Here is a 26,329-nt window from a genome sequence, read left to right on the forward strand (position 1 = left end):
TGAAACCATCGTCCAGATGGACCAAAGGCCGATCATGCACTAACAATCAAATTGGACCACTCAAGTGGGGCTGATCACTCGCTCATAGGACGTTGGAAAGATCGCAGGCTTGGAAACAGGTATCGCCCGTTGCCATTGATACGCCGGAGATCATCAAGCAATGCGAGTGCCTGCTTTGGAAGCGGAACGCTATGGGGGCGACGCATCTTCATTCGTTCCGCTGGGATCGTCCAAACCGCGTTGGCGAAGTCAATTTCGATCCATTCTGCGTGACGCAATTCCCCCGGGCGCTGGGCAAGCAATGCCTGCAACTGCAAAGCAATGCGCGTCGTCACCTGCCCTTCAAAACCGTCAAGCGCGCGCAGCAATGCCCCCAGCGCAACTTTTTCGGTGATCGCCGCACGGGATTTAGGCTTTGGGCGGATCAACGCATCGTGCAACGGCTGCGCTGGGTCGAACTCAGCTATGCCACTGGCCACAGCAAGCCGAAACACTGCGCTGATCTTAGCGCGTAGCCTTTGTGCTGTTTCATAGTTTCCTTTTGCTTCGACCTTGCGAAGGCAATCCAAGATCATTGGCGACTTGATGTCCGTGATCGCCATCTTACCAAAGTCGGCCTTGGCCATGTCCAAGAGCCAAGAGTTTTTGGTTTGCGTGGCTTTTGCACGCCCTTCCTGCCGCCCTTTATCCAAGAAGGCATCAGCTATTTTTTCAAATGTATGTTCTGAAACGGCGCGACGTGCTTGCTTTTCCGCCCGTTTTGCTGCGCCCGGGTCTATCCCTTTGGCCAGCAGGGCCTTGGCACTTTCACGGGCCTCTCTTGCATCCGCTAACGAAACAGCAGGATACGCACCGAAGGATAATCTCTTTTCACGTCCCTCAAAGCGGTATTTCAATCGCCAGAGCCGGGACCCGGTCCGCGTCACCTCGATGTACAAGCCGCCAGAGTCGCTGACCTTGTAGGTCTTTTCCTTCGATTTGAGGTTCCGAAGTTTTGCATCGTTCAAAGACATTGGGGGCATCCTACAATCAACCTATCCGAACATGCCCCCAATCATGCCCCCAAGATGGGGGCATTCGGCTGGACGATAGAGATCCACATCGGACAACCAGAAGCACAAAAGCCCTTTGTTATTGGGCTTTATCGTATGTAGTTGCTTACTTTCGGATGTTGAAGTGGTGCCCGGGGGCGGAATCGAACCACCGACACGAGGATTTTCAAACCGAAGCTTATTGATAAGGCCCAACAGGTTAGGTTCGGAAAACCTGTCAAACCCGCCACGACGCATCAAGCACTTAGCCGCGAATTGTCAAACCTTGACCCCGAGGCCATCCGATGAGCTGGCGGGTGGCAAATGCTTGCGCCGAACGGAAGTTCGGGAGTGCGACGCGCAAGCAGATCATCATGTTTCTGGCGGACAAGGCCTCGGATGATGGCTCGGGCATCTGGTGTTCCAAAGGAACGATCCAGCGGCACACCGAACTGGGCGAGACCACCGTCAAGCGCACGATCCGCGACTTCCTAAAGGAAGGCATCCTGGTCGAGACCGGCGCGCGCGGGTGCAAGAACGGATTCACGGTTGTCTACCGGATCGATCTGGCACGGATCGAGGCGCTGGAACTCACCGCAGAACCCGAGATTGAGACGGGGGCCACAGTGGACCCCGTCCAGACTGGACCCGGAACGGGGGCCACAGTGGCCGGGGTACCGGGGCCACCACGGCCCCCAAACCATCCTAAAACCATCCATAAACCTCCTACGCACGAGCGTGTGGTGGCGGAGGATGAAGAGGCTGAGAAGATATTGGCTGCGTATCCGCCCGACAGATTACGGGGCAAAGCGGTGTGCTTTGCCCAAATCGAAGACGCCGTGAAGGAAGGGATTGCACCGGAGGACTTGCTGAAAGCCGTCCAAGCCTACGCCACCGACAGCGCGGGATTCACCCGTTCCAAGGTCTGCTTTTCCGACAACTGGTTTCAGTCGAAGCGATGGCAGGCCTATGTCGAGAGGCAGGCGGAAGACCGGGAGAAGGCGGCAGCGTTGCAGGCTGATCACCTTGCACGGCTGGCCTGCTGGATCAATGACCGCAGCCCGATGTGCAAGCACATCACGGCCCCGCAAGTCTCGGAATTACTCGCCTCAAAGCTGGTGACAGAGACGCAGATTCAAAGCGCAGGCCTCAGATCATGAGCACCACCAGACCAACCGAAGCGCAAACAGCAAGGCGACCCATGTCATACGCTGGCGCTGCTGACACGGGACCTTGCGAGGGGCGGCACGCCTCCCCTTCGAACCCCACCGGCGCGGGCAAAGCCCCCGCCAAAGAGCCGCTGACCGAGACCTTCGTCTTTCGCTGCACCGCGTCCGAGAAGGCCCAGTTGCGCGCCAAGGCAGAGGCCGCTGGACTGCCTGCTTCGACGGTCCTGCGCGAGGCGCTTGGCCTGACTGACGCGCGCCGCCGCAAGCCCATCCCCCGCGTTGATCCCGCGCTTGTGCTGGCTGTCGGGCGCATTGGCGGCAACCTCAACCAGATCGCGCGCTGGCTGAACCACGCCATGAAAGTTGGACGCACCGACCTCGACACGCTGACCGTCGCCCGCCGCCTCGTGGTGATCGAACGCCAGCTCGCCGCGCTCCTCGATGAGGCGCGGCGGTGCTGATCAAGTTCTTTCCCAATGGCAAAGGCGCGGGCGCGGGGCCGGTCGGCTATCTCGTGGCCGAGCGCGTGCTGACCTACGATAGTAACCGCGACCTGATCCGCGATGCCGAAGGCCAGCCCGTGACCGTTAACCGCGACCCTCTGCCTGAGGTCCTGCGCGGGAACCCCGAGCGCACCGAGGCCCTGATTGACGCCAGCCGCCACCAATGGACCTACCGCGCGGGCGTGATCAGCTTTGCGGATAGCGATGATCCTTCCGAGGACCAGCAGGCCGAGGTCATGGACGGGTTCGAGCGGCTGGCCTTTGCGGGGCTGGACCCCGAGCAATATGAAGTGCTCTGGGTCCGCCATCGCCACGAAGGCCGGGTCGAGCTGCACTTCTGCACGCCGCGCCTTGAACTGACCACGGGAAAGAGCCTCAACATCGCGCCGCCGGGCTACCAGGACGCCTATGACAGCCTGCGGGACGTCATGAACCGGCGTCATGGCTGGGCCGATCCGATGGATGTGGAGCGCGCGCAGGAGGTCCGCGACACCATTGAGACCCCGACACGCGCCCAAGGCCGGGACGAGCTGCACGCCTGGATACAGCACCAGATCGATATGGGCCTGATCACCAACCGCGCCACTATGGTCGACGCGCTCGCTGATGCGGGCTTCGACCTGCCGCGCACCGGCAAGGCCTACATCACCGCCCGCGATCCCGGCACCGGCGAGCGCTGGCGGCTGAAAGGAGAGATTTTCCATGAAGACTGGCAAGCCGACCCGGCTGAGCGAGAAGCTGAACGCGGAGCTCGACACGATCCGGGCCGAGCACGTCGCCTCGATCTCATCCCAGCTCAAGAGCTTCAGGATCGATTTGAAGAACATTGTGGGCACCGCGCAGCATACCATCGCGAGCGATACGCGCAGCTTCCAGACCGAGACGGCGAGTTTGTTCGAGACACGGCTGAAATCGATCCGCCTCTGGCTGACGATCTCGCCTTGGCTGATCGCGGGGATGGTGTTGACGGGGATCGCCTTGATGATGGCCGCGAGCTTTTTCTGGACAGTGCATCTGACACGCTCGGAGCTGAACGAGATGGGCCTGACGCGGATCGAACGGCCCGAGGGGACGTGGCTGATCCTGGACCCGTTGAAGACGCGCCTGCGCACCTGCACGATGGGCGAGAGACACGTCACCTGCATTCGGATCGAGGAGAATTAGATGACCCAACTGACAGCCTTGGAACGCGACTTGCTCGCCTACGTCGAGCGGTTGGTGACGGCCTCCGAAGCCTCCGCGAAGGATTTGACCGCTTTGGAGACACGCTCGACCGGCAGGATCGAGAGGGAACTGGCTGGCTTGAAAGACTGCGTGACCTTGCTCATTCGTTCACAGACCGCATCCATGAAGGCCTTGAACGGATTGCTGAACGACGAGGCGAGCTACAAGACGCTGGACGAGAGCTTGCAGCAGAGCTTGACCTTAGCGAAAGCCGCCGCCGAGAGATTGAGGGACAGCTAGACAGCCAGGAAGCGCACGCGGAACGGGGGTTGCGGCATTGAGGGCAATGGCTTTGGTCATCTTCGCTTCGATTTCCGGCGTCTAGCAGCCTGCTTTCGTCGCTCTTTCCTGTTTGGCACTTCCATCCCGGCCAAGTCGGGACGAGTGAAGACGACTTGGGTCAGTTCAGGGTACTCGTCGTCGTCCACCGGTCGCATTTTCAGAGGGCTCTGCAAGATTCCAAGTTCCTTGCAGTTTTCTCTAATTCTCCTTCTATCTTCCGCCGTCCAATCGCTCTGCTCTGCGTAAATTAGGTCTTCTGATACGCCACGACCTTGCTCAGGTGGCTCCCGAGATATGCCCACAATCCGTTTCAGATGCGGATACCGCTCCAAAACCCCCTGAGCATAGATTGTCGCCCTCTCAGTACGTTTACGCCGATACTGCTCATACCCACCTTTTTTCTCCATCCAGTCCAGATATTTGAAGGTCATGATGAAAAAGGCGGTTTCGTTGTCTTTTGCCCCTTCTGGGGCAAGCATCATGCGAAAGAATGCATCTTCGGTGATCCCTCGCTTGAGAGCTCCCATAATCGCTTCGCCATGGCTGCGCCTTCTGAACCGCATCTCGAGCGCCATATGCCGTACTGCAAGTTCATTTTTTGTGAGTTCGAAAGTGTGATCATCTATTGTTATCGAGGTGCCGCCGAGCATGTGATCTGTGAACAATGTTATGAATTTGTCCCAGACGTATGAGATTTTGTCCGCTTCCTTTTTTGCTAGGTACTGCGGATCAGAAACCCAGTTTGCGTAATGATCTCGTTCGATGGTTAATGGGGGTTCAGAGGCGTCGACGACAAAATCGTGGTCACCGTCGTCGTTGATCCTGATGGCATAGTAGGCCAGCAAGTTTTCTTCGCCATGAGCCAACTTCAAGCGGCCAGATCGTACAAACTCCTTTTTCTTTTCAAGGTAGTCTGTGAAGTCGCGAATCGTATCCAGTTCTTGCAAGATGATATCAAGTGAGACGTCATCAAGAACGTGTACGAACGAGCCCTCGGGGCTTACATCACCTATAGCGAACGGTTCGGATTTGCTTGGGTCCTTTGGCCAATTCATTTCACCTTTCAAACTAGGTTGGATCATGAGACTGCCAGAATGGCCCTCTCGGTGCTTTCTAAATGCATCCGAAGCACCGCGTGCGACGATTACATGATGAAATTTGCAGACGTTTGGCGACGGTAACTCTATGGGGAAAGGGTGTTTGCAGTTCCGATCTAGGAAAATCCGGTCGGGGTGCTCGGTTATCCATCGTTCCGCTCCTTTGGCTTGTTTTGCTGCCGCTGATACGGCGCGCTTGACCCATCGACCCCACGCGACAGACAGCTCCCCGGATGGCCAATCAATACTCTTTTCTGAGAAAATGATGATGTGATCACCGCACACAACTAGCAGGTCGCAAAGTTCTTTGCCGTCACCACGGCCATTGCCGCCAACTTTCTGATCTCTGTAGGGACTGGGATATGACCAGAGGTTCAAAAAGGTCTTGTCAGCGAGGTTAGCCAAGTACCTTTCACTTTCAGTGACACCCACTTCTTTGACTACTGGAGGGCGAAGCTGTTCCGGGCGCTCATCTATTCCAACGGGTTTCTTCATTTAACATCAATTTCCAAAATCGAATTTCAATCGGTTAAGTGGCGAGCTTTCGTACAAAGCTTTCCACTAATTCTGTAGCGCGTATGTCTACAGAAGCATTCTTCCGGCTTAATGCTGATTTAACTTTAGGTCTGTCGCAATTCTCTAAGTTGCAACAAGCGGTTCAATGTTCGAAACATCGATCTCCTTCGCCGCAAGCGCCATGTCGTGGTTCGTCTGCAAGTTCACCCAGTAGGCCGGGGTCGTATTGAACACACGAGCCAGGCGTAGTGCCGTGTCAGGTGTGATCCCGGTCGTGCCCTTGATCAACCGCTCGATCCGCGTCCGAGGCACACCCAGACGCCGCGCAAATGCGATGGCCCCCATCTCCAGGGGATCAAGGTAAAGCTCTTTCAGGACTTCACCGGGGTGCATCGGGTCTTCAAGCAGGCTCATTGCCAGATACTTCCTCAGGCCGCGCCAGTTCGCGTTTCAGCGTTCATGCCATCGGCGTAGATGAATTGCTTGGCATCCTCACGCACTTCGAGCGTCGCCCCATCAATCGCGCCAACGGCAAGGCCTGCGTTCACCCGCCGCGCAGGTTTCCCCGCACTCAGCCACTTCCCCGCCTTGTCCACTGCAAAGCGCCCTTTGCGCGCTCCAGTGCCCTTGCCTTCAGCCGCGTCCATGATGACCAAAGCGACCTCTTCCATCCGAAACAGCCCTCCCTGGCTGGCCGGGGGCATCTTGCGCTTTTGCAGGGATTGGCGCGAAACGTCCAACCGCTTGGCAACGTCGGCCAAGCTGACAAGGTCAGGCCGCACTTCCCGCAAAACCGAGCCCTCAGGCAATTGCTTTTGGATCGCACGCGCTGCATCCAGAATCGCATCTTCCGCGCGATGACTCGCCGCTTCCAGCGCAACGCCAAGCATGCCAGGCACGCCAGTACCGACGATGGCATCCTCGAAGCCAGCCTCGAAGACTGCGTCCACCAGATCGAACGCTTCATGTTCACCCTCAGGAAGGGCGAAGATCAGTTCAAACTCGATTTCTGCCATATTATTCATCCTCTTGCGGGCCATCGTTCGTGTCGTCGAGCTTGGTGCAACCAAGCGCCCGACTTCTCAATTGCCGCGCGAAGCGGCCCGGATTTTGAGGCGTCGACCAGACGCCCATCTGACAAAACTCACCGCACCTACAGTCAGGATCGTTGTTCGGGCATCGGATCAGGCCCCACGCATGTCCGCGCCCCGGACGTAAAGTGACGGTCCAACCCAGGGCCTCCAACTCGCGCAAGACCGCCTCAATCTCCTTGGACTTGTGCGGCTTTCTGGACATTAAATAGGCCTCTTTCTTTAAGTTGTCAATTGACAACTTAACATCACTTCGAGTCTTCCCTGTTTTATGCCGCTTGCGGCATCTCTCGAGCTAGGACTTCAGCTTGCTTCACGACCTTTTTCACCGCCTCTGACTGCAAGTCTGGTGGGAAGCCGTGCTTACGCAGGATGCGCTTGATAACAACACGCATCTTGGTTCGCACATTTTGCTTTCGCCACCAATCGACGGACGAGGTGCTCTGCACAGCATTCACAAGTTCCTGCGCTATCACGCGCAGCTCTTCGTTGCCCATCAGCTGCACCGCACTGTCGTTCTGAGCCAGAGCATCGTAGAAAGCGACCTCTTCAGCGGAAAGCCCATCTTCAGGCTGCGACTGAAGTTCCTTGGCCATCTCGATCATTTCTTGGATCACTTGAATCGCATCGATACTTCGGTTGTGGTACCGCGCCATCGCATCTTGAAGACGTTTGGAAAACGCTTCGTTCTGGGCTTTGTTGGTTCGGGTCCGCGAACTGATTTCACCGTTCAGCAGCTTCTTCAGAGCCTCAACCGCGAGGTTCTTATGGGGACTATTTTGTAGTCCCATTAAGAAGTCCTCACTCAGCACACTGAGGTCCGGCGCGTCCACGCCCGCAGCTTCGAGAATGTCGATCACTTCGGTCGAAGCGACAGCCCGATTGAGCAACTGAGCGATTGCCAGTTCTGCCTCCTCGGCCGTCCTGGCCTTACTCGACGAAGCATCCATTTTTCGTATTGCGGCTTGAACTGCGATGAAAAAGCCAACTTCGTCTTTGACCTCCCGAGCGTCCGACGTTCCAGAAGCAATCCTGAAAGCTTTGACCAAGCCCGCAACCGCAGTCATGAAACGCTTCTTTGAGGCTTCGCGATCCTTGGGCTCTTGACCATCAATTTTGAGTGTCAACGCATGTTCGATAGCCGTGGGAAGCAAGCGAATTCTGTCCGCGGCGCTTCCTTTGACTGCCTCCATGTACGGAATGCCATGGAACATCGATCTCATGACGTCCAACTGCGTTAGCAACGCGTGGGCGGCCTCGCCTTGGTCTACGCCTGTCTGCTTCTGGTCGGCGTTCGAATAGTGCTTAAGAGCCTTCTTAAGGTCTGCCGCAAGACCAATGTAGTCCACAACAAGCCCAGAAGGTTTGGCCCCAAACACGCGATTGATGCGTGTGATGGCCTGCATAAGACCGTGCCCCTTCATTGGCTTGTCCACGTACAGGGTGTGCATACAAGGCGCATCGAACCCCGTTAGCCACATGTCTCGCACTATCACCAGCTTCAGACCGTCTGACGCATCACGGTATCGGGTTCCAAGAGTTTCCAGACGAGCTTTTGACCTAATATGCGGCTGGAAGTCAGCAGGGTCTTGCGCAGCTCCGGTCATGACAACCTTTACTGCACCTGCACCATCTTCGTCCGAATGCCAGTCAGGTCGCGCCTCAGCGATCCGCTTGTACACCTCTACGCAGATACGGCGTGACATGCAGACAATCATAGCTTTGCCGCCGTCCATTGCCTCTAGGCGTGCATCAAAATGCTCCAAGATATCCGCAACAACTGCGTCAAGACGCTTCTCGGAGCCAACCAGTTTTTCGATTTGCGTCCACTTGGTCGTCATGGAGCCTTTGGCGTCTTCGTCGAAAACGCCTCCATCCGCTTCGGCGTCTTCGATGATCTCATCGAATTCTGCGTCGAGCAGATCGCCGGCTTCCTCGCTCATCTCAATCTTCGCGACCCGGCCTTCATAGTAGATGGGTACGGTTGCCCCATCGGCGACAGCCTGGGCGATATCATAGACATCGATGTAGTCACCGAAGACCGCCTGCGTGTCCGCACCAACAAGAGAAATAGGTGTCCCCGTGAAGCCGACATGAACAGCATTTGGCAACGCGGTCCGCATATGATGCGCAAAGCCGTATTTGGTCTCACCAGTCTCCCGGTTCAGTTTTGCATCAAAACCGTACTGCGAACGGTGCGCCTCATCCGCAAAGACGATGACATTCGAGCGGTCGGTCAATAGTCCGAAATCTGTCTGCCCTTTCTCCGGTCGAAACTTTTGGATCGTGGCAAAGATCACGCCCCCTACCTTGCGATCACCTAGCTTTTTTCGAAGATCTGGAACGTCCTCTGCCTGTACGGGCATTTCACCGAACAAGGCTGAGCATCGCGAAAACGTTGCAAACAACTGATTGTCCAGATCGTTGCGGTCCGTGATGATCACCAAAGTCGGGTTTTCTAGCCTGGGGTCTCGCATCAAGCGGCCACCGAGAAAGGCCATCAGCAAGGACTTGCCGGAACCCTGCGTGTGCCACATCACGCCGCCACGCCCATCGTTTCCACGGGCGCGGGCGACTGCGGCAACGCCTTTGCGCACAGCATGAAACTGATGATAACCCGCGATCTTCTTGATGGGGCCTTTGCCTTCATCCTCAAAGACGGTGCAAAACCGCAGCATGTCCATAATGACGACCGGATCGAGAAGACCTTGAATGAGCGTTTGCAAAGCTAGGGCTGAGCCATCCTCGACCAGCGTGTCTCCATCGACCGTGCGCCAACGCATGAAACGATCATAATTTGCGGAGAGTGAACCGAACCGCGCAGTCACACCTTCTGAAATGACATTGAATGCGTTTGTCCGGAACAGATCCGGAACCTGCGTCTTGTAGGTTTCGATCTGGTTGTAGGCCCCCTTGAGACTTCCGCTCTCGGTTCCTTTCAACTCGACCACGACGAGAGGAAGGCCGTTGAGGAAAAGGATGATATCGGGACGTCGTGCTGTCTGACCAACCACCTCAAATTGATTGACCGCCAACCAATCATTCTCCCGGTTTTCCCAATCGACCAAGCGCGCGATATCTGACCGTTCCGTGCCGCCCTCGAACCACGAGACAGGGACACCGGCCACAAGCACCTCATGGATGCGTCGGTTTTCCGACATTAGATCCCCGGCAAATTCAGTGTCGCGCACCTTGTTGAGTGCGGCCCGGATCGCGTCATCCGGTAGGTCTGGGTTCAGCCGCCGCAGGCTTTCGTCAAGACGTCCAAGGAGCAGCACCTCGCGAAAACTCTCCCGCGCGGGCGCTTCATTCTCAGGCGACAGCTCTGAGCCATGCAGATAGGCAAAGCCCAAGCCCTGCAACTCTTCCAGCGCCCATTGTTCGAGATCGTCTTCGGAAGCGAAAGCCATCAGTCCACCTCCTCACCAAGCGACAGGTCAGGAATATCCAGACCATTCAGGCGTTCACCCAATACGTGTTCCAGTTTTTGGATATGCGAAGCCAACCAGCTCGCCATATCTGCCCAGGCGTCGCGGTTATATCCGTCAAACTCTTCCGAATAGACGATCAGGCTCTGCTTCTTGTCGTCCATCCGACGCCAGATCAATTCCGCCCCGAACTCAGCCTCAATCTGTTGTTTCTGTTCATACAACTGATCGAACAACCACTTGTTCTCCGCAGCATTCGCCCGCTCGAAACTCAACTGAACCCGCGCTTCCTTGCGCAGGAACACCAACTGAAATGGGCAAGACCGAACGCCAGAACCTGCACTCAACCAATGGCTTCTCGTTGGGCTGATGCTTCCGAAAAGCCCTGCACCATCTGCGCGCAGCTGATCCAGCGCCACCTCCCAGAAGTCGAGCCGCAACTTGTGACGCTTCTTCTGGGTGTCCTGAACCGCCTTCTCCTCGTTTTCCTTGCTCGACATCCCGATCATGAAATCCGCCGCTTCCGGCGTCGGGATGATCTGCTGGATGTCCACCATTAGCTCCTCGCCAAAGGAAAACGGCGTCACCTTGAAGCATTGCGCGCGAATGCCCCGGCTCAGAAGCCACAGCACCGTCGCCGTCACCTCACGCCGGAAATTGGCAGCGATAAAGATCATCCGCTGATCGTTGCCTGGGTTAAGGACGGTCTCCTCCAATTCCTCAACTTCCATGAACTCGCAAATCCGCACCGCCGCATTGCCGCCGCCCTCGTAGCGGTCGAGGTATTGCTGGTAGATGTCCACGATCTGCGTCTTGGTCAGGCCCGAGACATAGGCCGTGTATTTCAGCGCCTGCCAGGTCACATCCCGCCCGCTGTCATCGAGCTTGTTCTCGATCACAACCAGATTGCCGTCCTTGTCGAGCGCCAGAAGGTCCAGCCGCTCGCGCGTCTCGTCAAACCCGTCGAACTCCTTCTGGATGATCAACAGCTCTTCCCCGAGCGCGTCGGGCTGGTTGGCCAACCATTCCTGCAAATGATCCCGCTCGCGCAGGTTCAGATCAGCAAAGCGTTTCTGGACTAAGCGGGACAATCGGTTTTGGTTCAAATCAACGCGGAACATCAATCACCTCTGAAATCGGAAAAATCTAAGATCGCGACGCCAGCTAGGTCGCGCTGAAGAACATACTGCGACATGAAATCACGCTCGCGGATACGCTCGAAAACCTCACGTCTGTCCTGTGGCATTGAACGTTCCGCTCCACCAACATCAATGCCCAAGCCCGATTTGGCATCACATTTGCCAGAACTTGTGACCAGGCGATGCCACGGCTTCATATGCTTCTTGAGCTTGCTCAGAGCATTGGTTTTTTCCGCCTTAACTTTCTTGGCGCAGGCGACCGAGCAGCCCCAATAGCTTCGCCCGCGATAGGGATATTCGCCGCCGCCATGCAGTAGCTTGGAGTTTGAACCGTGGTCGTGGTTGAAGAAGACATATAGCGGGATGCAAGTCCCAGCATTCGCAATCAATTTGGCGGATTGGCCCGATGCCGGATCAAGGCCGCCATAGTCCGATCCTTTGCTGGAATGGTAGAGCCGCTTTGCCTGAACACGCAAACCCAGATCGCACCAAGGCGTGCGAACGATCCATTCCCAATCCGCGCCGTTGATGCCTTCCTCTGTCTTATTGAACATGGTCACGGTCAGTCCATGCTTGGCGTGATCGCGTGCCATGCGCAGCAAGAGCATTTCGGTGAGCGTCTCTTCCTGAAGGGCCAACCCACGTTTGAAAGCATGACCTTGCTCGTTCCAAACCCAAGCGGCTCGCCTGCGGAGATAGTCACGGAGAGTGATCGATGCAGCCATCACCAAACCTCGAACCGATCCATGGATCGCTTGCTCGCCGCCTCTGTCACAACCTGCCGCACGACCGCGCAGATGTCGTCGTCGCTGCGGGCGGGCATGTGGTCCTGGTCTTCGCAAACGCCGCAGCTGATCAGGACGGCTTCGGAATGGGGGAGTTCAGAGACCGTTCCGGCGACCATGCTGTCGAGGGTTTCTTCGAAACCATCGGAGAGCATGCCAGTGTCGCTATCGTATTTCTCTTGGTACCAGCACCACTCGTCCCAAACGGTTTTGAGCGGCTCTGCCGTGTCTTCAAACATGCCTACGGCGGGCATCCGTTGCAGGCGGATGATGACGCGTTTGGCGAGCGCCTCGATGCGCTCGGCGGCAAAGACTTGGATGGGGTGGAAATAGTCCACCTCCGGGCCCGCCTCGGCCATCAGGAACGGGGCGGAGACGTCATAGGGTTTCGGTGCACTCATAACATCGCCTCCACTTCCGCCTCAGCGGCTTTGACGCGCAGGGTGCCGGACATGAGGCGGGGCAGCAGGGTGTCGCGGAGGGTGGCGAGGGTTTGGTTTTCCTTCGTTAGCTCAAGAACCTTTCGAAACATCGGATCGACGATGCTTTCGAACGCAGCAGATACAGAACGAGGCGGCGAAACGACCGTGGCAGCTTGGAGTGTCTTGGTTGTTATGGTGTCAAAAACAGAACCATGCGCTGCAAGCGTTATGCCCAATATTTCCGTCATGAACATGCAATTTGCGAAGAATGGTTTGCCCTCTCTGGAATTCAACGCATAGCAAGTTTGGTTCATCGCGATCTGCTCTCCAAACATGCACGCACGGCCAGTGGTTGCGCCACGCGCGACAACAACTGTGGCGTACTTTGGGATCAGTTTCGTACTGCTCTTGGACAGCCCCAGCTCGGTAATTCTGCGCTCTGTGGAAATCAAAAACGCTTGGCCGCATTGGCTTACATCTTTGGCGCTAGCCCATGGAATATAGCCGTCCCAATAGTCCTCGATCGAAGTTTTTGGCGTCCCACCGGAGATAAGCTCTACGACCTCCAAAAGAGCTTTTTCTCCCCACCCCTCCGGCAGGCCGTTTTCGCCGAAGCGGTCGGGGAAGAGAGCGGCGGTTTCGGGGGCCATGTGGGCGGGGGGACGGTTTTGGGATTTGGCGTGGACGGGGTCGAACGTGACGAACCACGACCGATAGAGCGCCCGCGCCATCTCTTCCAGGCAGGCCGAGGCCTTCCGGTTCGCCTCGATCTTGTCATCCAGCGCCCCCAATATCCCCGCAATCTCGCGTTGTTCTGGAAGTGGTGGCAAGACCACTGCTTCTTGGTGAGCATCGTTTCGGTTAACGCCAGGAACACCGCTCTTGTCGTTGAATTTTTCCCAATCCAAGGTCTGCAGAAAGTAGTAGCAAAACTTCGGATCATTCCCTTTGAAATCGCGGACGTACAGCGCAGTGTTCAAAGGCCAAAAGTCACTTTCAGAGAAGAAAACTTGGCCGATCGTTCCATAGCGACCTGTTATTACACCCGGCCCATTGACCTTTGCCTCTGAGTGAAGATCAGTTGGTCCAGACGAAGAAATTATTGGGACATCGCCGGGCTTGCGCTTGGCATGCGGCAAGTCATAACCACGTTTCAGCTCCAGCACGTCGCCCAGTTCAACGTCGGCCCAGCTCACACCAAGCCCCCCAACCACGCCTCGATCTCGGTCTCCAGCCGTCGGCCTTCCTCGAAATGCCCCTGCAACTCGGCCCGCAGCCGCGTAAATTTTTCCTCAAACGGCTCGTCGTCCTCTTCCACCGCGCCCGCGCCCACGTAGCGGCCCGGGGTCAGCACGTAGTTGTGCTTGGCAATCTCCTCGACCTTCACGCTTGCGCAGAAGCCCGGCTCGTCTGCGTAAGGCCCCTCTGCCTCCTCCCCCCGCCAGGCATGGTAGGTGGTGGCGATCTTGGCGATCTCGTCCTCTGACAGTTCCTTTTGCTTGCGCGACCCTGCGATCAGCGCGCCCATCTTGCGGGCGTCGATGAACAGCACCTCGCCGCGCCGGTCGCGAAGCGTGCCGCCCGCCGCCGTGCCGTTGGATTTGTCCTTTGCCAGAAACCACAGGCAGGCGGGGATCTGTGTGCCAAAGAACAACTGTCCCGGCAGCGCCACCATGCAATCCACCGCGTCCTGTTCGACCATCGCCTTTCGAATGTCGCCCTCGCCCGATTGCATGGACGACATCGACCCGTTAGCCATGACCACCCCTCCAATGCCGTTGGCGCTGAGGTGGTGGTGGATATGGGACATCCAAGCAAAGTTCGCATTGCCCGTCGGCGGCGTGCCATAGCGCCAGCGCGTGTCCTCGCGTAGCGCCTCGCCGTTCCAGTCCGAGATGTTGAAAGGCGGGTTGGCGAGGATAAAGTCAAACCGTTCATCCGGGAAGGCGTTGCGGGTCAGCGTGCCCTCCTGGTTCCAGCGCAGATCGCCAAAGATGCCCCGGATGGCAAGGTTCATGCGGGCGAGGCGAAAGGTCGTGTGGTTGCGTTCTTGCCCATAGACCGCGATGTCATCGACCCGGCCTTGGTGGGCGGCGATGAATTTCTCGGACTGGACGAAGAAGCCTCCGGTGCCGCAGCAGGGGTCATAGACGCGGCCATGGGTCGGCTCCATCATCTCAACCATGACCGAGACGATAGATTTAGGCGTATAGAACTCCCCGCCGCGCTTGCCCTCGGACGAGGCGAATTCCCCAATGAAGTATTCGTAGATGCGCCCGATCAGGTCGAAGTCGGATTTGGTACCGTGCAGTTCGAGGTTGGTGAACATCTCGATCAGGCCGGTGACGATGGCCCGGTCGAGGTTGGCGCGGCCAAAGACCTTTGGCAGCGCGTCTTGCAGCGAGGGGTTCGATTTCTCAATCTCGCGCATGGCGTCGTCCACCTGCACGCCTATGTCGTTTGCTTTGGCATTGGCGGCGAGCCGATCCCAGCGGGCTTTTTCGGGCACCCAGAAGATGTTTTCGGCCTCGTATTCTTCGGGGTCTTCGAGGTCGATGTATTCATCCTTGGCGAATTCGGCCCGCTTGGCTTCGAACGCGGCAGAGACATAACGGAGGAAGAGAAGGCCCAGGGCAACGTGTTTGTATTCGCCCGCGTCCATCGCCCCGCGCATCTTGTCAGCGGCGGCGAAGAGGGTCTTTTCAATGCGTTCTGCCATTCGAAATTCTTTCTACTCGGTATGAAATTGGGTCGTCAGTTGGACATCAGGCGGTCAAGCCTCCGGCTGGTGAAATGCAGCGTCAGGACGGAGCCGGTTAGGATTGGCAGCAGGAAGCCGGAGAGAGCGATGGCAAGTACGCCTGCGCCTGTGATCCATGTGAAATCTTGCGGTTGGCTCGCGAAGGTCAGCCGTAGAAAGCCGATCAGGTAGAGCGCACTGGCTGCTAGCAGAATCGCGTGGAGCGGCTCCAGTGTTTCAACGATATTGCGGCGCGCACGCTCTAAGGTGGCCTGGCGCAGTTTCTTCCATTGGTCGCTTGGTTTTTGCATTTGCTTACTCCCTTACGAGTTCGATCCAAGTGTGAACGTCATCATCCGTTACTTCCCGCCCCTCGACATGCGACTGGTACCAACGCGCGACGATGGCCCCGCGCTTTTCACTCTTTATTTTGATGTCTTCTTCATTCAGGTGCTGATCGAGCGAAGTCTCGATCCGCTTCAGCGCCTCGAAGTCATGCGCCGCGCGGACAGCCTTGGTGCCGAGCAGAATCCACGCTGCATCCACTTCGAACCGGTCCGCTATCGCCACGAGAGCCTCGACGGGCAACCCGCGCTGACCCTTTTCGTAGCTGTGATAGGCACGATGGGAGACGCCAATCGCCTCCGCCATGGCTGTTTGTGTCAGGCCAACTTCATTGCGCGCGATTGCGAGCCGCGCGCCCATAGAAGCGAAAACTGACCTATTGTCCTGTGGCATGCGAGGTTCCCATTGACGCAACCGTCATAACGAGCGAAACTGCACAAAATGACGTTATTCCTATCCTCTTGCCATCTGAGCATGTCAAAAGGTGCGGAACAAGCGATTCCATTCATATCCAGCAGTGGAGGCTGAAATTGACCCAGGAACGTCTTCTCTCTCCCAAACAGCTCAGCGAGATCGTGGGGCTCAGCCCTGCGCAAATTCGCGGCCTCATGAACACAGGGAAACTGGAGTTCGTGGAGATATCATCGAAGACCAAGATGCTGACGATGAGCGGTTGGGAGCGGTTTCAGAAGAACGCGACCAAGGTCAAAGGGGCTGAGGGTTCGGCAGCGAATTGATGGGGGTGTCAGGTCATGGCGACGACAAATCTCAATTTCAACGTGGTAGATAAGCGCATGTTTAAGCAGTCCGAGGCCGCAAGCTATGCCGGATTGCCAGTCAAGCATTTCAAGGCCGCTTGCCCGGTGCGCCCGGTGGAGTTGATACGAGGTGCACGTCTTTGGGATCGCAGGGACCTCGACCTCTGGATTGACGATGTGAAGTCTGGGTCCGTGACCGACACGCGCGAAACCATTCTGGACCGCCTTTAATGACACAGGTGCGGGTCAAGGGGTTCAAGATTTTCAAAGACCGGCACGGCAAGCAACGATGCTATCACCGCGAGACCGGCCACAAAGTTGACCTTGCCCGCGCGCCCATTGGTTCCGCCGAGTTCTTTGCTGAATGTGAGACGATCCGCGCCATCGCTGAGGCGCAGCGAGCGAAGGCTCCAAAGGCCGGAACGCTTGGCGGGCTAATCCAGTCCTACTTTGAAACCGAGCACTACCAGAACCTCGCTGAAGCCACTCGGCGAGACTATCGCAAATGCGCCGACTTCCTTGAGCCGATCCGCGACACGCCGATCCATGTGATCGACACGCCTCTGATTGCAGGCATCCACGACAAGGCTGCGAAGAAAATTGGCTGGCGGCGGGCGAACATGGTCCGCACACTTCTGAGTGAGGTGTTTCGCGACAACATCCCGAAGGGGCTCATCTCAGCCAACTTCGCGAAGGATGTCATTCCCAAGCGCCGCCCGCGCGACCGCGCCTATGCGAACCGCCCTTGGGCCATCGAAGAACGCGACACTGTCCTGGGCAAAGCCAAGCCTCATGTACGTGTTGCGCTCGCTTTGATGATGAACACTGGCCTCGATCCGTCAGATGCCCTGCGACTGCGAAAGGATCAAGTCGATGACGGCACCATCTGGGGCGTGCGCGGCAAGACAGGCGAAGAAGTCGCGATTCCGGTCAGCCCGACCCTCCAAGCGGCGCTTGACCGCATGCCTAACCACGACGCCGAGACCGTGCTTTCTAACTCGCGCGGTGAGCCATGGACCTACAACGGCTTTTCAACCGTTTGGCACCGCTTCAAGACCGCCCTTGAGAAAGAAGGCCTTATCGAAAAAGGCCTGACCCTCAAGGGCTTGCGGCACACGGTCGCCACGACTTTGCGCGAAGCAGGGCTGGATGAACGCCGCATCGCGGACCTTCTGGGGCAGAAAACCCCGTCCATGGCCCGGCACTATTCGCGCTCTGCGAACCTCGCCGATAAGAACCGCGAGACCATGGCGGCACTGGAAGAAGAGAACCGAAGGCGGGCCGAAAGTGTCAAACCTTCGCACAAAAGCGTCAAACCTGAACGAAACGAGGATCAGCCATGAGCAGAAAATGCGTACATATCAGCTTGTTAAGTGGTGCCCGGGGGCGGAATCGAACCACCGACACGAGGATTTTCAATTAGCCTCGTGATCTGCACACGCTGTTGCAAGATCGCTCAACCCGTAACGTAGCCGCTTGAAAACCTTGTTCTTTGTGAATGGCAGATCGTCTCGCCCTGTCTCAAACCAAAGCATTCAAGCACGCTACTCCTGCTACCCCAGCGATACCCGGGGTGCTTGAGGAGAACACGCCACTTCCGTTTGCGTGTCAGTTCCCGGCAATTGGGCGAAGACAGCATACTTGAATGCCGCTACTATCCAAACTCCGTCGTAGGTGCGAAGCCTATTCAAACCTCACCAAAATCTCTCTAGGGTTGCATCACGCGGCTATAGACCAAACCCAATGTAGCTGTCGTTTGATCCAATTCTCAAGGAACGGCAATTGTACGATTTATCAAACTGGCGACAGCTGTCTGCGGACTATGGTTTTGTGCTTCCTGATGTAGAATGTCCAATCTCGGTGCCGCAGATTCCGGGATTGCTGGTTGAATTGAACAACCTACAAGCTGCTGCTCAGGCCACATCGTTTGACGAACTCCATCGAGTCAGTGCCACAGTTGCGGAAGAGATCATTCAAGCTCAGGCGAACGCGACCGGCGACGTCGAACGCGTTCTACTTGAATATGTTCAGTTCGAAGTGTCGATTGCGCCAATGATGGCTGCGATTAAGCGAGGTCGCTTCGATAGTGCATTTGACTGGATACACAACGGCCTAAGTGACAGCATAGAATCTAGTGCTCAACGAAAGTTTTTTGACGGACGACCATTTCGTTTCATCGGAGTTTTAGTTGACATGCTGCCAAACAGCTTTCCGAACACGTTTTTGGAATGGGCGGACGGTTTTTTCTATTATTGCCGCAATCAGTCCGCGCTATTTGCCCCGGCAGCTCAGATTGCTCCGCTCTTAGAAGAGACGATTTTCAGGTTGCCAGCCGATGGAAGCCTAGCAGTTAAAGCTGCTGTGAGCCTGATGTGCTGGGGTAGAGATGTGGGGCATCAAAGCGCGGTTGGCGTCGCGACCGTTCTGAGACGCTTGTACGATAACGATGCACTACCCAGAGAAAACAAAGCTCAGATCGCCAAAGCATTTTCAACACGGAGCTGCGACTTGGTCGGAGATCCACACCACAGGTGGGCCAAGATCGTAATACGTGATTACGCCGACTTTTTGCTTCAGCACGAACCCTTTCAGTACCACTTCGCTTCATTCGAAAACGTGGGGGATTGGGATGAAAACGTAGTGTGGTTGATTGAAGCCGCCAAAGAATACTCAGATGGAGTTCGCAATAGTTTCCCATCCTACACAGACTGGTTGATTTCTCTCGATCAACGATCCAGCTTATTGAGTCCGGTGGCAAAATTCGCGTTGGACAATGATCGGTCGGCAGACTTCGCAAAAATTCTGGCCGCTTGGTATGACGGTGAAATTGAAACGGCTTCTGCTGGGTGCAGTGTCGTTTTGCCCACTGCTATTTCCGGTGTTGGGTTTCTCGGGAACGACACTGAAATGGTCAGTTTTCGGGGGAAATTTTCCGGCGAAACCGAAGTAGTGGAAGCGATGAATGAAACTACCAACAATGCATTGGGAACAACGAGAACTGTACAAGCCGGTCCTGAGCTTGATGCAGCACCGGAGCGTCCCGGGCAGCCAAACAGAGATTGTGCAAGCGCATTCGAGGGAGCATTGTTCGACTTTTACAATGTTCCAGTTTTAGCCGAGAAACTGGCTGGATCGCCCGCTTTTACATGTTTTCCCCACAACCTTCACCCGCTTCAGGCGCTGCTGTCGCGGGAGACGAATGAATGCCGGCCTTTGAGTTCGAGTCTACGGACACCGCTTCCAGATCGCCCAATTCGGCGGGCAGCCATATGGGCTTCATGTGATGATTGGTATTCTGAAATGGAGGCGGCCTCGGCGTCGGATTTTCTTCAACGGCACGGTGTCGAAGCACATGTCTATCTTGGGCGGGAGAGTGGTCGAGATGACTTTTTGGCAATGTACCGCGATCCTGCCTATGACTTCATTCATATAATTGGGCATGGAGCTTTCGATCACTGGCAACTCGGTTCGTCAAAAATCCTCGTAAATCAGGGTGAGGTTCTTGCTGTAGACGACCTAGTTGACCTCCACCCAGAAAAGGAAAGGAGGCGCCTTCTTTGTTTGAACATTTGTGATGGCGGCGTTTCAGATGGCTTGGGTGGGATACAAAAATTGGGGCTCGCACCTTCATTGGCCTCACCAGCGCAAGCGGCTGTTTCTCATCTTTGGCCCGTTGAACCCCGAGTGGCTTCAGCCTTTGGTTTGACAATTTGCTCCGAGTTGGTGGCGGCCCAAAATGACCATTTTGGTGCTTTTGCTGAAACTCTAAAAAGAGTTCGAGAACCTTGGGTGCAACGTGTTACGGCGCTGCGAGAACAGTTCGACGGCGAAATCATGGATCGCCTAGAAATCTTCAATGCACCAGATGACATTTTCGATTGGGCTTCACCCGTGTTCTTTCAGTAGCCACAAACAGTTGTCATCAGCCCCCTTTCCCCTTCGGCTCAGCAGTAGTCATCCATACAGTTTTCGTAACTATCTCCGGTCAGCTCGCAAAAGGTCTTTAGCGCGCCCTGCAAAGAGAAATACTGGTGTTCACTCCGATGGTAGAAAAACTCGCCACGAACCGAAATCTGAGCGACGGCCCAGTCTTTGATTGCGTTGGGGGCTGGGTTGTGTGTCAAGACGATCAAGGCATCTTCGGCAAGTGACCGTTGAACAACCAAGCTCTGATAGATGTCATTCCGTGCGAACACTTTTCCGAAGACGAGGTTTTCTGCATAGCGAGCCAACGCATCAACGGTCACTTCCGATGGGCATTCGGGAAACTCCGTGGGTATCCTCCAGCGAACTTGAACGACCGAAGGCGTGAGTGACTCGTACTCTTCTGGGTCCGGCTCGAAGTCAGCACGTTCAGCAGTTCCGTACAGCCATTCACCAATTGCACCACCGCTCGGAACCGCTCCGCTTCGCGCCCACGTTTCGAAGCGTGATTTTGCTTTGGCGGCCTCGTCCTTCGACACGGTTCGCATCCAAGATACATCTGGATAGGAAGCGTCGCTTTGGACCTTCGACGGATCAGCAAGGAAAGCTTCGATTGAACCGTAGACCAGTTCTATTCGACGCACAGTGATCTCGTTCAATAGGGCGTTTTCCAATCGCGTTAGCCACCGCAGGTTTTCCGGTCGGTTGTTCGCACGGTTCGTGTCAATGTGATCTACGACATGCTGATCGGTGGGTGGTTTACCGTGAAACGCGGAGCAAACAATGCGGTGCACAGGGACGCCCGCCAAATATTGGTATCCGGTTGTCAGGCTTTGGCGTCCGAATGTCCAAGTTTTGTCGAGAGGACGGGCGCGCTTTCGATATTCATTGAAGCGAAAAACCGCCCCGTTGTCGCGAACGAGATACCGCTCACCCCGATATTCAACTTCGATTTCGTTTTCGTAAACTTCAAGCAGGTGATCTTGATCGCCTAATGGCAATTTTGTTTGGTCCAAAGATGGCATCACACTCTCCAGTGCAAAATTGCCTCGGCCTTCCCCAGACTACTCGATCTGGTGCCGGTTGTTGTTGGCAGACATGAAACACGGCGTCAGGCGCTGCCTTATGCTCCGAAACGCAACCGAAGAATGTCGTGCATATTGTCACGAAGTCAAACAACGATTGAATTCGTTCAAAAGCACCAAGCTCACCATACAGCCAGTGCAGAGCGAACCAAAACCCTGCAAGCCTTCTAGAGTTGTCCCTGACGCAGCACGGCCGCCCATCTTATCATGGGCTTATGAAACGCAAACTAACCACCAAGTTCATCGAAGGGCAAAAGCCTGATCAGTCAAAGCGCCTCGATTTTCGGGACGAGCTGATGCCGGGTCTTGTCCTGCGCATCAGCACGTCCGGCACCAAGACGTTCTGCCTGCACAAGCGCATCAACGGCAAAATGCGCCGCCTGACCATCGGACGGTTCGGCGTCGTGTCGCTGGCCGAGGCGCGTGAACGAGTGCGACAGGTTCTTTACGAAATCGAGACTGGGCGCTTTGAGGAACGCACCGGCATTGAGGTCGAAACCAAACCAACGCTGGGTGACGTGATCCCCGACTACATCGAAAAGCACGCCAAGGTTCACAACCGCGACTGGAAACGCAAGGCAGCCCTGCTGGCAAAGTTCACCACCCTGCACGGCAAAAGGATCGACGAGATCAAGCGCGCCGATGTCGTGAAAGCCTGCGACGTGATCCACAAATCCGCGCCGGTCAGCGCGAACCGCGCGCTGGCCCACCTCAAGCACCTGATGGGCTGGTGTGTAGAGCGCGGTATGATCGATGCCTCCCCCATCGCCGGGATGAAACCGCTGTCCAAGGAACGGTCGCGCGAGCGCGTGCTGACAGAAGATGAGCTGGGCGCGCTATGGGCAGCCTGTGGCGCCGAAGGCTATCCTTTCGGGGATTGCATGAAGCTGTTGATCCTCAGCGGCCAGAGGCGCGCCGAGGTCGCTGAAATGCGCTGGTCGGAACTCGACGTCGAAAAACGCCTGTGGACCCTGCCCTCGCAGCGCGCGAAGAACGGCAGGCAGCACACGGTGCCGATCACCGACGCGATGATGGACGTGCTGCGCAGGGTGCCGAGGTTCATTGGGTCGGACTACGTGTTCACGACCACCGGCAAATCGCCCGTGTCGGGCTTCGGTCGCCTGAAAGACCGGCTCGACAAGGCGCTGCCCGAAGGCACGGAACCGTGGATCATTCACGACCTGCGCCGCACGATGTCCACCAACATGGCGATGCTGGGCGTCCCCCAGCCCGTCACCGAAGCCCTATTGAACCACAAGACGGGTGTGGTCTCGGGCGTGGCCGCTATCTACAATGTCTATTCATACGCGGACGAGAAGCGCGAGGCATTGGGCAAGTGGAATGAGCGTATCGAAAAAATCACAGCGACCAAGAATGATCAGCAAGCTGAAAGGCGACATCACGCCTGAGCGTTGGGTTGGTGAAGCCAGCAAGGACTTCCCTTGCGGTCATAATCCGTGGTCCGAAATCTACACCGATGACGCTGCGCTCAAGATTGCAGGCACGTTGAGGCTTGAGAACCGAGCCGACATCACTGCGTTGCGCCTCCAACTCGCCGCCACAGCCGAATACCTTCTGTCTGTTTTCAATTTCGCAGGTGGGGCCGCGACCCCGGCCCAAAAATACGCTTGGGCCGCAAAGATCGATACTACCTCTCGCCGCCTATTAACAGAATTGGCCGAGTCCGACGACCTGTTGTCATCGGTGATTGTCCGCTCCGGGCGGAACAAAACCTCTCGCCTCGTTCCTGCGTCCGAAATGCGGCAAAGGGTGCATGAGGCAAGAAATGCCGTTTCGGCTCTTCTTGAATTGCTTCAGGCGGTTTCCGCCACACCCAAAGAAGACGGGATTGCGACGGCATATGCCGAAACAATTCAATTGACTGTCGATGGAATGACAGAGGTTTTCATCGCCTTCAAGGGGATCGAAAACGTGAAACGTTCGGCATCATCCGGCCATATCGATGGTGAGTTTCCAGAGTTCATCCGAGCGTCAGCGCGTCCACTTCTTGCCGCCTATTTTTCCAAAACCTCGAAAGATGCGAAGCGGTTCGAAAACTTGAATAGACAGATACAAGCGGCTGTGGCTGCCTACCGCCTCTACGATTGAACAAAACGGCTTCAAATGGACCTATCCCGTTCATAGTGCCGAAATGACACGCCCTGAAATCCATGCGACTGCTTTGTCAGGAACCGGTTCCCTTTAGTCAGAAAGGGAAAATCATGACAGACGACAAAGCAAGTAAGATGCTGGCAACGCGCGACGACTTGAAGCGCATGGGCATCAAAGTCTCCAACGTTACGCTGCTTCGCTGGGAGGCACGCGGACGGTTCCCGCGCAGAATCCGTATGGCGGGCACCACTGTCGCGTGGTTCCTGTCTGAGATCGAGGACTGGCTGAAAGAGCGTGCCAAGGAACGCGCTCGCACGCACTACGCCGACTACTAATCACCCAGATAAGGAGAACCGGGATGCGAAAGGCATTTCGTTTCGAGGGTGATATGCTGTCATCTTCGATAATCAAGGCCGCGCTCGCTTGGGCGCGGAACGGCGGCAAAATCGTCGCTTTGCATGGCATTGGCGATGACGGCCAATGCACATGCGGCAAGCCTGATTGCAAGAGTCCGGGCAAGCATCCTATCGCGGAATTGTTTCCGAAGGGGCAGCATAGTGCCACGAGTAGCGCGGTTAAAATCCGTCGCGCGTTCAAGAAGCACCCCAATGCCAACTTCGGCGTGATCCTGCCGCCGGGGTTGGTGGTGCTCGATGTTGACGGCCCGGAGGGGGCCGAAACCTTCAAGAGGCTGAACCTCCCACCGACTCTGTCGGTTCGAACGGGTCGCGGAACACACTACTACTTCCGCGCCTCGGAGGCTCTACCCAAGAGGAAAGCGCGGCTAGCTGGCATAGACATCAAGGACAACGCCAGTGGATATCTCGTTGGCCCGCCCAGCATGCACAAATGCGGTAGCCGGTATCGCGTACAGCGCGGAGAGGACCGCTTGGCGGCGTTGCCTGCCGACTTCGTGCGAGCGCTTGCGCGCGACAAAAGCCGCACAGAGAACTTCGACACGGTTGGTGCCTTCAAAGCTGGAAGCCGTAACATTGAACTGACCAAAATTGCCGGATCACTCAGATTTCGCGGGCTGACCGAAACGGCAATCGAAGGCGCTTTGCAGGCGATCAACGCTGCGGCGTGTAGTCCACCCCTCGACGACAATGAGGTCGAGCGTATTGCCTCCAGTGTCGGCAAATACGAAGCCGGGCATGAAGAGGCTTTTGGCTGGCTCGGAGACGTCGAGGAATCCACGCCGCAATTCTCGATGTATCCTTATGTCGTGAAAGGTGCCTTGACTGTCCTCGACGGGAACATGGGGCAAGGGAAATCCACCTTCACCTGCGCCATCGCGGCCGCCGTGACGACAGGGAAGCCCCCGCCGTTCGTGGATGACATCGAAAAAGGCTCAGTCCTTTTCATGTCTGCGGAGGACGATCCGTCGCGGGTGCTGAAACCCCGCCTCATGCAGGCCGGGGCCGATGTCTCGAAAGTCCGCTTCCAACAGGAGCCGTTTTCCTTGGACGAGCGCGGCTTGGCGTTGCTCCGGCAAGAACTGTCGGCGAACACACCCGCCCTTGTCGTGATCGATCCGATAATCGCTTTCATGAAGGAAGGTGCGGACGGGAACAAGGCGACGGAGACCATGCACTTCATGGTGCAGATCGACCAACTGGCGCGCGAGTTCGACACGGCCATCCTGATCGTGCGGCACCTTCGGAAGGCGCGGGCTGACCATGCCATGCACCAAGGTATCGGGTCGATTTCGATATCGGCTCGAGTGCGGTCGGGCCTGATCCTCGCGCCGCATCCCGACGACCCGCGCTTGCGCGCGGTAGCCCATGCCAAGTCGAACTATGCCGAACCCGGGCCGACAATCGTGTTCGAGATGCAGAGCACTGGCCCGCGCTCGCATCCCCGCGTGAAATGGCATGCCTGTGAGCCTGAGTTGACGGTGGGCGAACTACTCGCGCCTTCCGAGGCCGAACGGGGTCGACCACCACGGGAACGTGACACAGCGACCGCGTGGCTGAAAAGCGTGCTGCGCAAAGGCCCAGTCAAGAAGAAGGTGCTAGACGGCTGGGCCAAGGAGGAAGGGGTTTCACTCCCGACGCTCCGGCGCGCAGGCGAAGCACTCGGCGTGGTGAAGTCCAAGGACGGGAAAGCTTCTGTTTGGGCGCTGCCCTGAACCATGCCACCAGCATCACTTGCTCAGAAGTCGCACACGTATGGGATTTTTGAGCAAGTGTTCATCCCCACAAAAAACCGCGCTCCGACGAGTGCAAATTGGAAGAGAAAGAGGACAAAATGCCCGAACGTGCAGAACACCTAACCCAACTAGGAAATGCAATTTTTGACGCTATTGAGATCGAGTTGGAGCGGCAGGAAAACTTGCAGATCGATTTGACCTGTATGGAAATCGCGAAAATCTTGATCGAGATTGCACACGCCCACATGTCATTTGATATGATGAGCGACGAAGAGCTTTCCGAATATGGATGTGTCGATGGGCAGAAATTGAACTGACCCATAGATCAGCTTCAGAAACTAAAATCATGGCGGGGGCTGTCATCCGAGGTGGCCTGCGCCCAATTCTCTACTGGCGGATGGCCTATGACGAAACGAGCGGCTGAGGGTTGATAACCTCGGCAGTCGATATGACCCCTTGCCCGTCCAAAGGGCGCGCGCCGTTAAAAAAACGCCTCCCCCCATGCCCCTGTGGTCGCCTTTCGCCG

General features: G+C 56.5%; 25 protein-coding genes. 12 read left to right on the forward strand and 13 right to left on the reverse strand.

The features are described 5' to 3' along the window. Positions 1-74: 74 nt before the first annotated feature. A complete protein-coding gene (locus Q0949_RS16725; RefSeq protein WP_299374880.1) occupies positions 75-1,013 on the reverse strand; it encodes an integrase arm-type DNA-binding domain-containing protein in 939 nt (312 codons plus the stop codon). Positions 1,014-1,405: 392 nt separating this feature from the next. Between Q0949_RS16725 and Q0949_RS16730 the strand changes: the two genes are divergently transcribed. From Q0949_RS16730 to Q0949_RS16740, 3 genes are read left to right on the forward strand one after another with little or no spacing between them, the layout of a single operon-like run. After that, positions 1,406-2,191, forward strand: coding sequence for a hypothetical protein (locus Q0949_RS16730; protein WP_299374883.1), 786 nt, complete (start codon positions 1,406-1,408; stop codon positions 2,189-2,191). Between the two features lie 41 nt (positions 2,192-2,232). Then, complete coding sequence (mobC, locus tag Q0949_RS16735) at positions 2,233-2,661, forward strand: plasmid mobilization relaxosome protein MobC (protein ID WP_299374886.1); 429 nt, start codon at positions 2,233-2,235, stop codon at positions 2,659-2,661. Then, a complete protein-coding gene (locus Q0949_RS16740) occupies positions 2,655-4,208 on the forward strand; it encodes a relaxase/mobilization nuclease domain-containing protein (RefSeq protein ID WP_299374889.1) in 1,554 nt (517 codons plus the stop codon). Before mobC ends, Q0949_RS16740 begins: the two co-directional genes overlap by 7 nt. Positions 4,209-4,223: 15 nt before the next feature. Here Q0949_RS16740 and Q0949_RS16745 read toward each other — a convergent pair whose 3' ends face one another. From Q0949_RS16745 to Q0949_RS16795, 11 genes are all read right to left on the reverse strand, one after another. Next, on the reverse strand, positions 4,224-5,801 hold the full coding sequence (locus Q0949_RS16745) for a hypothetical protein (RefSeq protein ID WP_299374892.1): 1,578 nt from the start codon (positions 5,799-5,801) through the stop codon (positions 4,224-4,226). 144 nt (positions 5,802-5,945) lie between these two features. After that, positions 5,946-6,236 (reverse strand): HigA family addiction module antitoxin, encoded by a 291-nt coding sequence (locus Q0949_RS16750; protein WP_299374894.1) that lies wholly within the window; start codon positions 6,234-6,236, stop codon positions 5,946-5,948. A gap of 14 nt (positions 6,237-6,250) precedes the next feature. Next, positions 6,251-6,838 carry a hypothetical protein gene (locus Q0949_RS16755; protein ID WP_299374897.1) on the reverse strand — a complete coding sequence of 196 codons (588 nt, stop codon included), beginning with the start codon at positions 6,836-6,838 and terminating at the stop codon, positions 6,251-6,253. A 344-nt stretch (positions 6,839-7,182) separates the two neighbouring features. Next, a complete protein-coding gene (locus Q0949_RS16760) occupies positions 7,183-10,323 on the reverse strand; it encodes a type I restriction endonuclease subunit R (protein WP_299374900.1) in 3,141 nt (1,046 codons plus the stop codon). Continuing rightward, the gene (locus Q0949_RS16765) at positions 10,323-11,462 is read right to left on the reverse strand and encodes a DUF4268 domain-containing protein (protein ID WP_299374903.1); all 1,140 of its coding nucleotides are present in this window, start codon (positions 11,460-11,462) and stop codon (positions 10,323-10,325) included. The genes Q0949_RS16760 and Q0949_RS16765 overlap by 1 nt, the downstream gene beginning before the upstream one ends. Further along, positions 11,462-12,205 carry a DUF6615 family protein gene (locus Q0949_RS16770; protein WP_299374906.1) on the reverse strand — a complete coding sequence of 248 codons (744 nt, stop codon included), beginning with the start codon at positions 12,203-12,205 and terminating at the stop codon, positions 11,462-11,464. Before Q0949_RS16770 ends, Q0949_RS16765 begins: the two co-directional genes overlap by 1 nt. Next, positions 12,205-12,666: a hypothetical protein gene (locus tag Q0949_RS16775; protein ID WP_299374909.1), complete on the reverse strand. Its 462-nt coding sequence runs from the start codon at positions 12,664-12,666 to the stop codon at positions 12,205-12,207. The genes Q0949_RS16770 and Q0949_RS16775 overlap by 1 nt, the downstream gene beginning before the upstream one ends. After that, positions 12,663-13,883 carry a restriction endonuclease subunit S gene (locus Q0949_RS16780; RefSeq protein WP_299374912.1) on the reverse strand — a complete coding sequence of 407 codons (1,221 nt, stop codon included), beginning with the start codon at positions 13,881-13,883 and terminating at the stop codon, positions 12,663-12,665. The genes Q0949_RS16775 and Q0949_RS16780 overlap by 4 nt, the downstream gene beginning before the upstream one ends. Further along, positions 13,880-15,406 (reverse strand): class I SAM-dependent DNA methyltransferase, encoded by a 1,527-nt coding sequence (locus Q0949_RS16785; protein ID WP_299374915.1) that lies wholly within the window; start codon positions 15,404-15,406, stop codon positions 13,880-13,882. The genes Q0949_RS16780 and Q0949_RS16785 overlap by 4 nt, the downstream gene beginning before the upstream one ends. A 35-nt stretch (positions 15,407-15,441) precedes the next feature. Continuing rightward, complete coding sequence (locus Q0949_RS16790) at positions 15,442-15,738, reverse strand: hypothetical protein (RefSeq protein WP_299374918.1); 297 nt, start codon at positions 15,736-15,738, stop codon at positions 15,442-15,444. A 4-nt stretch (positions 15,739-15,742) separates the two neighbouring features. Beyond that, positions 15,743-16,165 (reverse strand): helix-turn-helix transcriptional regulator, encoded by a 423-nt coding sequence (locus Q0949_RS16795; protein WP_299374921.1) that lies wholly within the window; start codon positions 16,163-16,165, stop codon positions 15,743-15,745. A 137-nt stretch (positions 16,166-16,302) separates the two neighbouring features. Between Q0949_RS16795 and Q0949_RS16800 the strand changes: the two genes are divergently transcribed. From Q0949_RS16800 to Q0949_RS16815, 4 genes are all read left to right on the forward strand, one after another. Further along, positions 16,303-16,509, forward strand: coding sequence for a hypothetical protein (locus Q0949_RS16800; protein WP_299374924.1), 207 nt, complete (start codon positions 16,303-16,305; stop codon positions 16,507-16,509). A 57-nt stretch (positions 16,510-16,566) separates the two neighbouring features. Continuing rightward, positions 16,567-16,761, forward strand: coding sequence for a hypothetical protein (locus Q0949_RS16805; protein WP_299374927.1), 195 nt, complete (start codon positions 16,567-16,569; stop codon positions 16,759-16,761). Then, positions 16,761-17,873, forward strand: coding sequence for a tyrosine-type recombinase/integrase (locus Q0949_RS16810; protein WP_299374930.1), 1,113 nt, complete (start codon positions 16,761-16,763; stop codon positions 17,871-17,873). Before Q0949_RS16805 ends, Q0949_RS16810 begins: the two co-directional genes overlap by 1 nt. 439 nt (positions 17,874-18,312) lie before the next feature. After that, positions 18,313-20,436 carry a CHAT domain-containing protein gene (locus tag Q0949_RS16815; protein ID WP_299374933.1) on the forward strand — a complete coding sequence of 708 codons (2,124 nt, stop codon included), beginning with the start codon at positions 18,313-18,315 and terminating at the stop codon, positions 20,434-20,436. 38 nt (positions 20,437-20,474) lie between these two features. Here Q0949_RS16815 and Q0949_RS16820 read toward each other — a convergent pair whose 3' ends face one another. Continuing rightward, positions 20,475-21,479, reverse strand: a complete 1,005-nt coding sequence (locus tag Q0949_RS16820) for an HNH endonuclease signature motif containing protein (protein WP_299374936.1) — start codon at positions 21,477-21,479, stop codon at positions 20,475-20,477. A 275-nt stretch (positions 21,480-21,754) separates the two neighbouring features. Between Q0949_RS16820 and Q0949_RS16825 the strand changes: the two genes are divergently transcribed. The 5 genes from Q0949_RS16825 to Q0949_RS16845 all read left to right on the forward strand — a co-directional run bounded on the left by Q0949_RS16825 (position 21,755) and on the right by Q0949_RS16845 (position 26,120). Then, positions 21,755-22,948, forward strand: a complete 1,194-nt coding sequence (locus Q0949_RS16825; protein WP_299374939.1) for a site-specific integrase — start codon at positions 21,755-21,757, stop codon at positions 22,946-22,948. Continuing rightward, complete coding sequence (locus tag Q0949_RS16830; RefSeq protein ID WP_299374942.1) at positions 22,914-23,648, forward strand: hypothetical protein; 735 nt, start codon at positions 22,914-22,916, stop codon at positions 23,646-23,648. The genes Q0949_RS16825 and Q0949_RS16830 overlap by 35 nt, the downstream gene beginning before the upstream one ends. Before the next feature lie 113 nt (positions 23,649-23,761). Further along, positions 23,762-23,986, forward strand: a complete 225-nt coding sequence (locus Q0949_RS16835; RefSeq protein ID WP_299374945.1) for an AlpA family phage regulatory protein — start codon at positions 23,762-23,764, stop codon at positions 23,984-23,986. 23 nt (positions 23,987-24,009) lie between these two features. Beyond that, the gene (locus Q0949_RS16840; RefSeq protein ID WP_299374948.1) at positions 24,010-25,782 is read left to right on the forward strand and encodes a bifunctional DNA primase/polymerase; all 1,773 of its coding nucleotides are present in this window, start codon (positions 24,010-24,012) and stop codon (positions 25,780-25,782) included. Between the two features lie 119 nt (positions 25,783-25,901). Beyond that, positions 25,902-26,120, forward strand: coding sequence for a hypothetical protein (locus Q0949_RS16845; protein ID WP_299374951.1), 219 nt, complete (start codon positions 25,902-25,904; stop codon positions 26,118-26,120). Positions 26,121-26,329: the final 209 nt, after the last annotated feature.

Source organism: uncultured Tateyamaria sp. (assembly GCF_947487805.1).
GTDB lineage: Bacteria > Pseudomonadota > Alphaproteobacteria > Rhodobacterales > Rhodobacteraceae > Tateyamaria.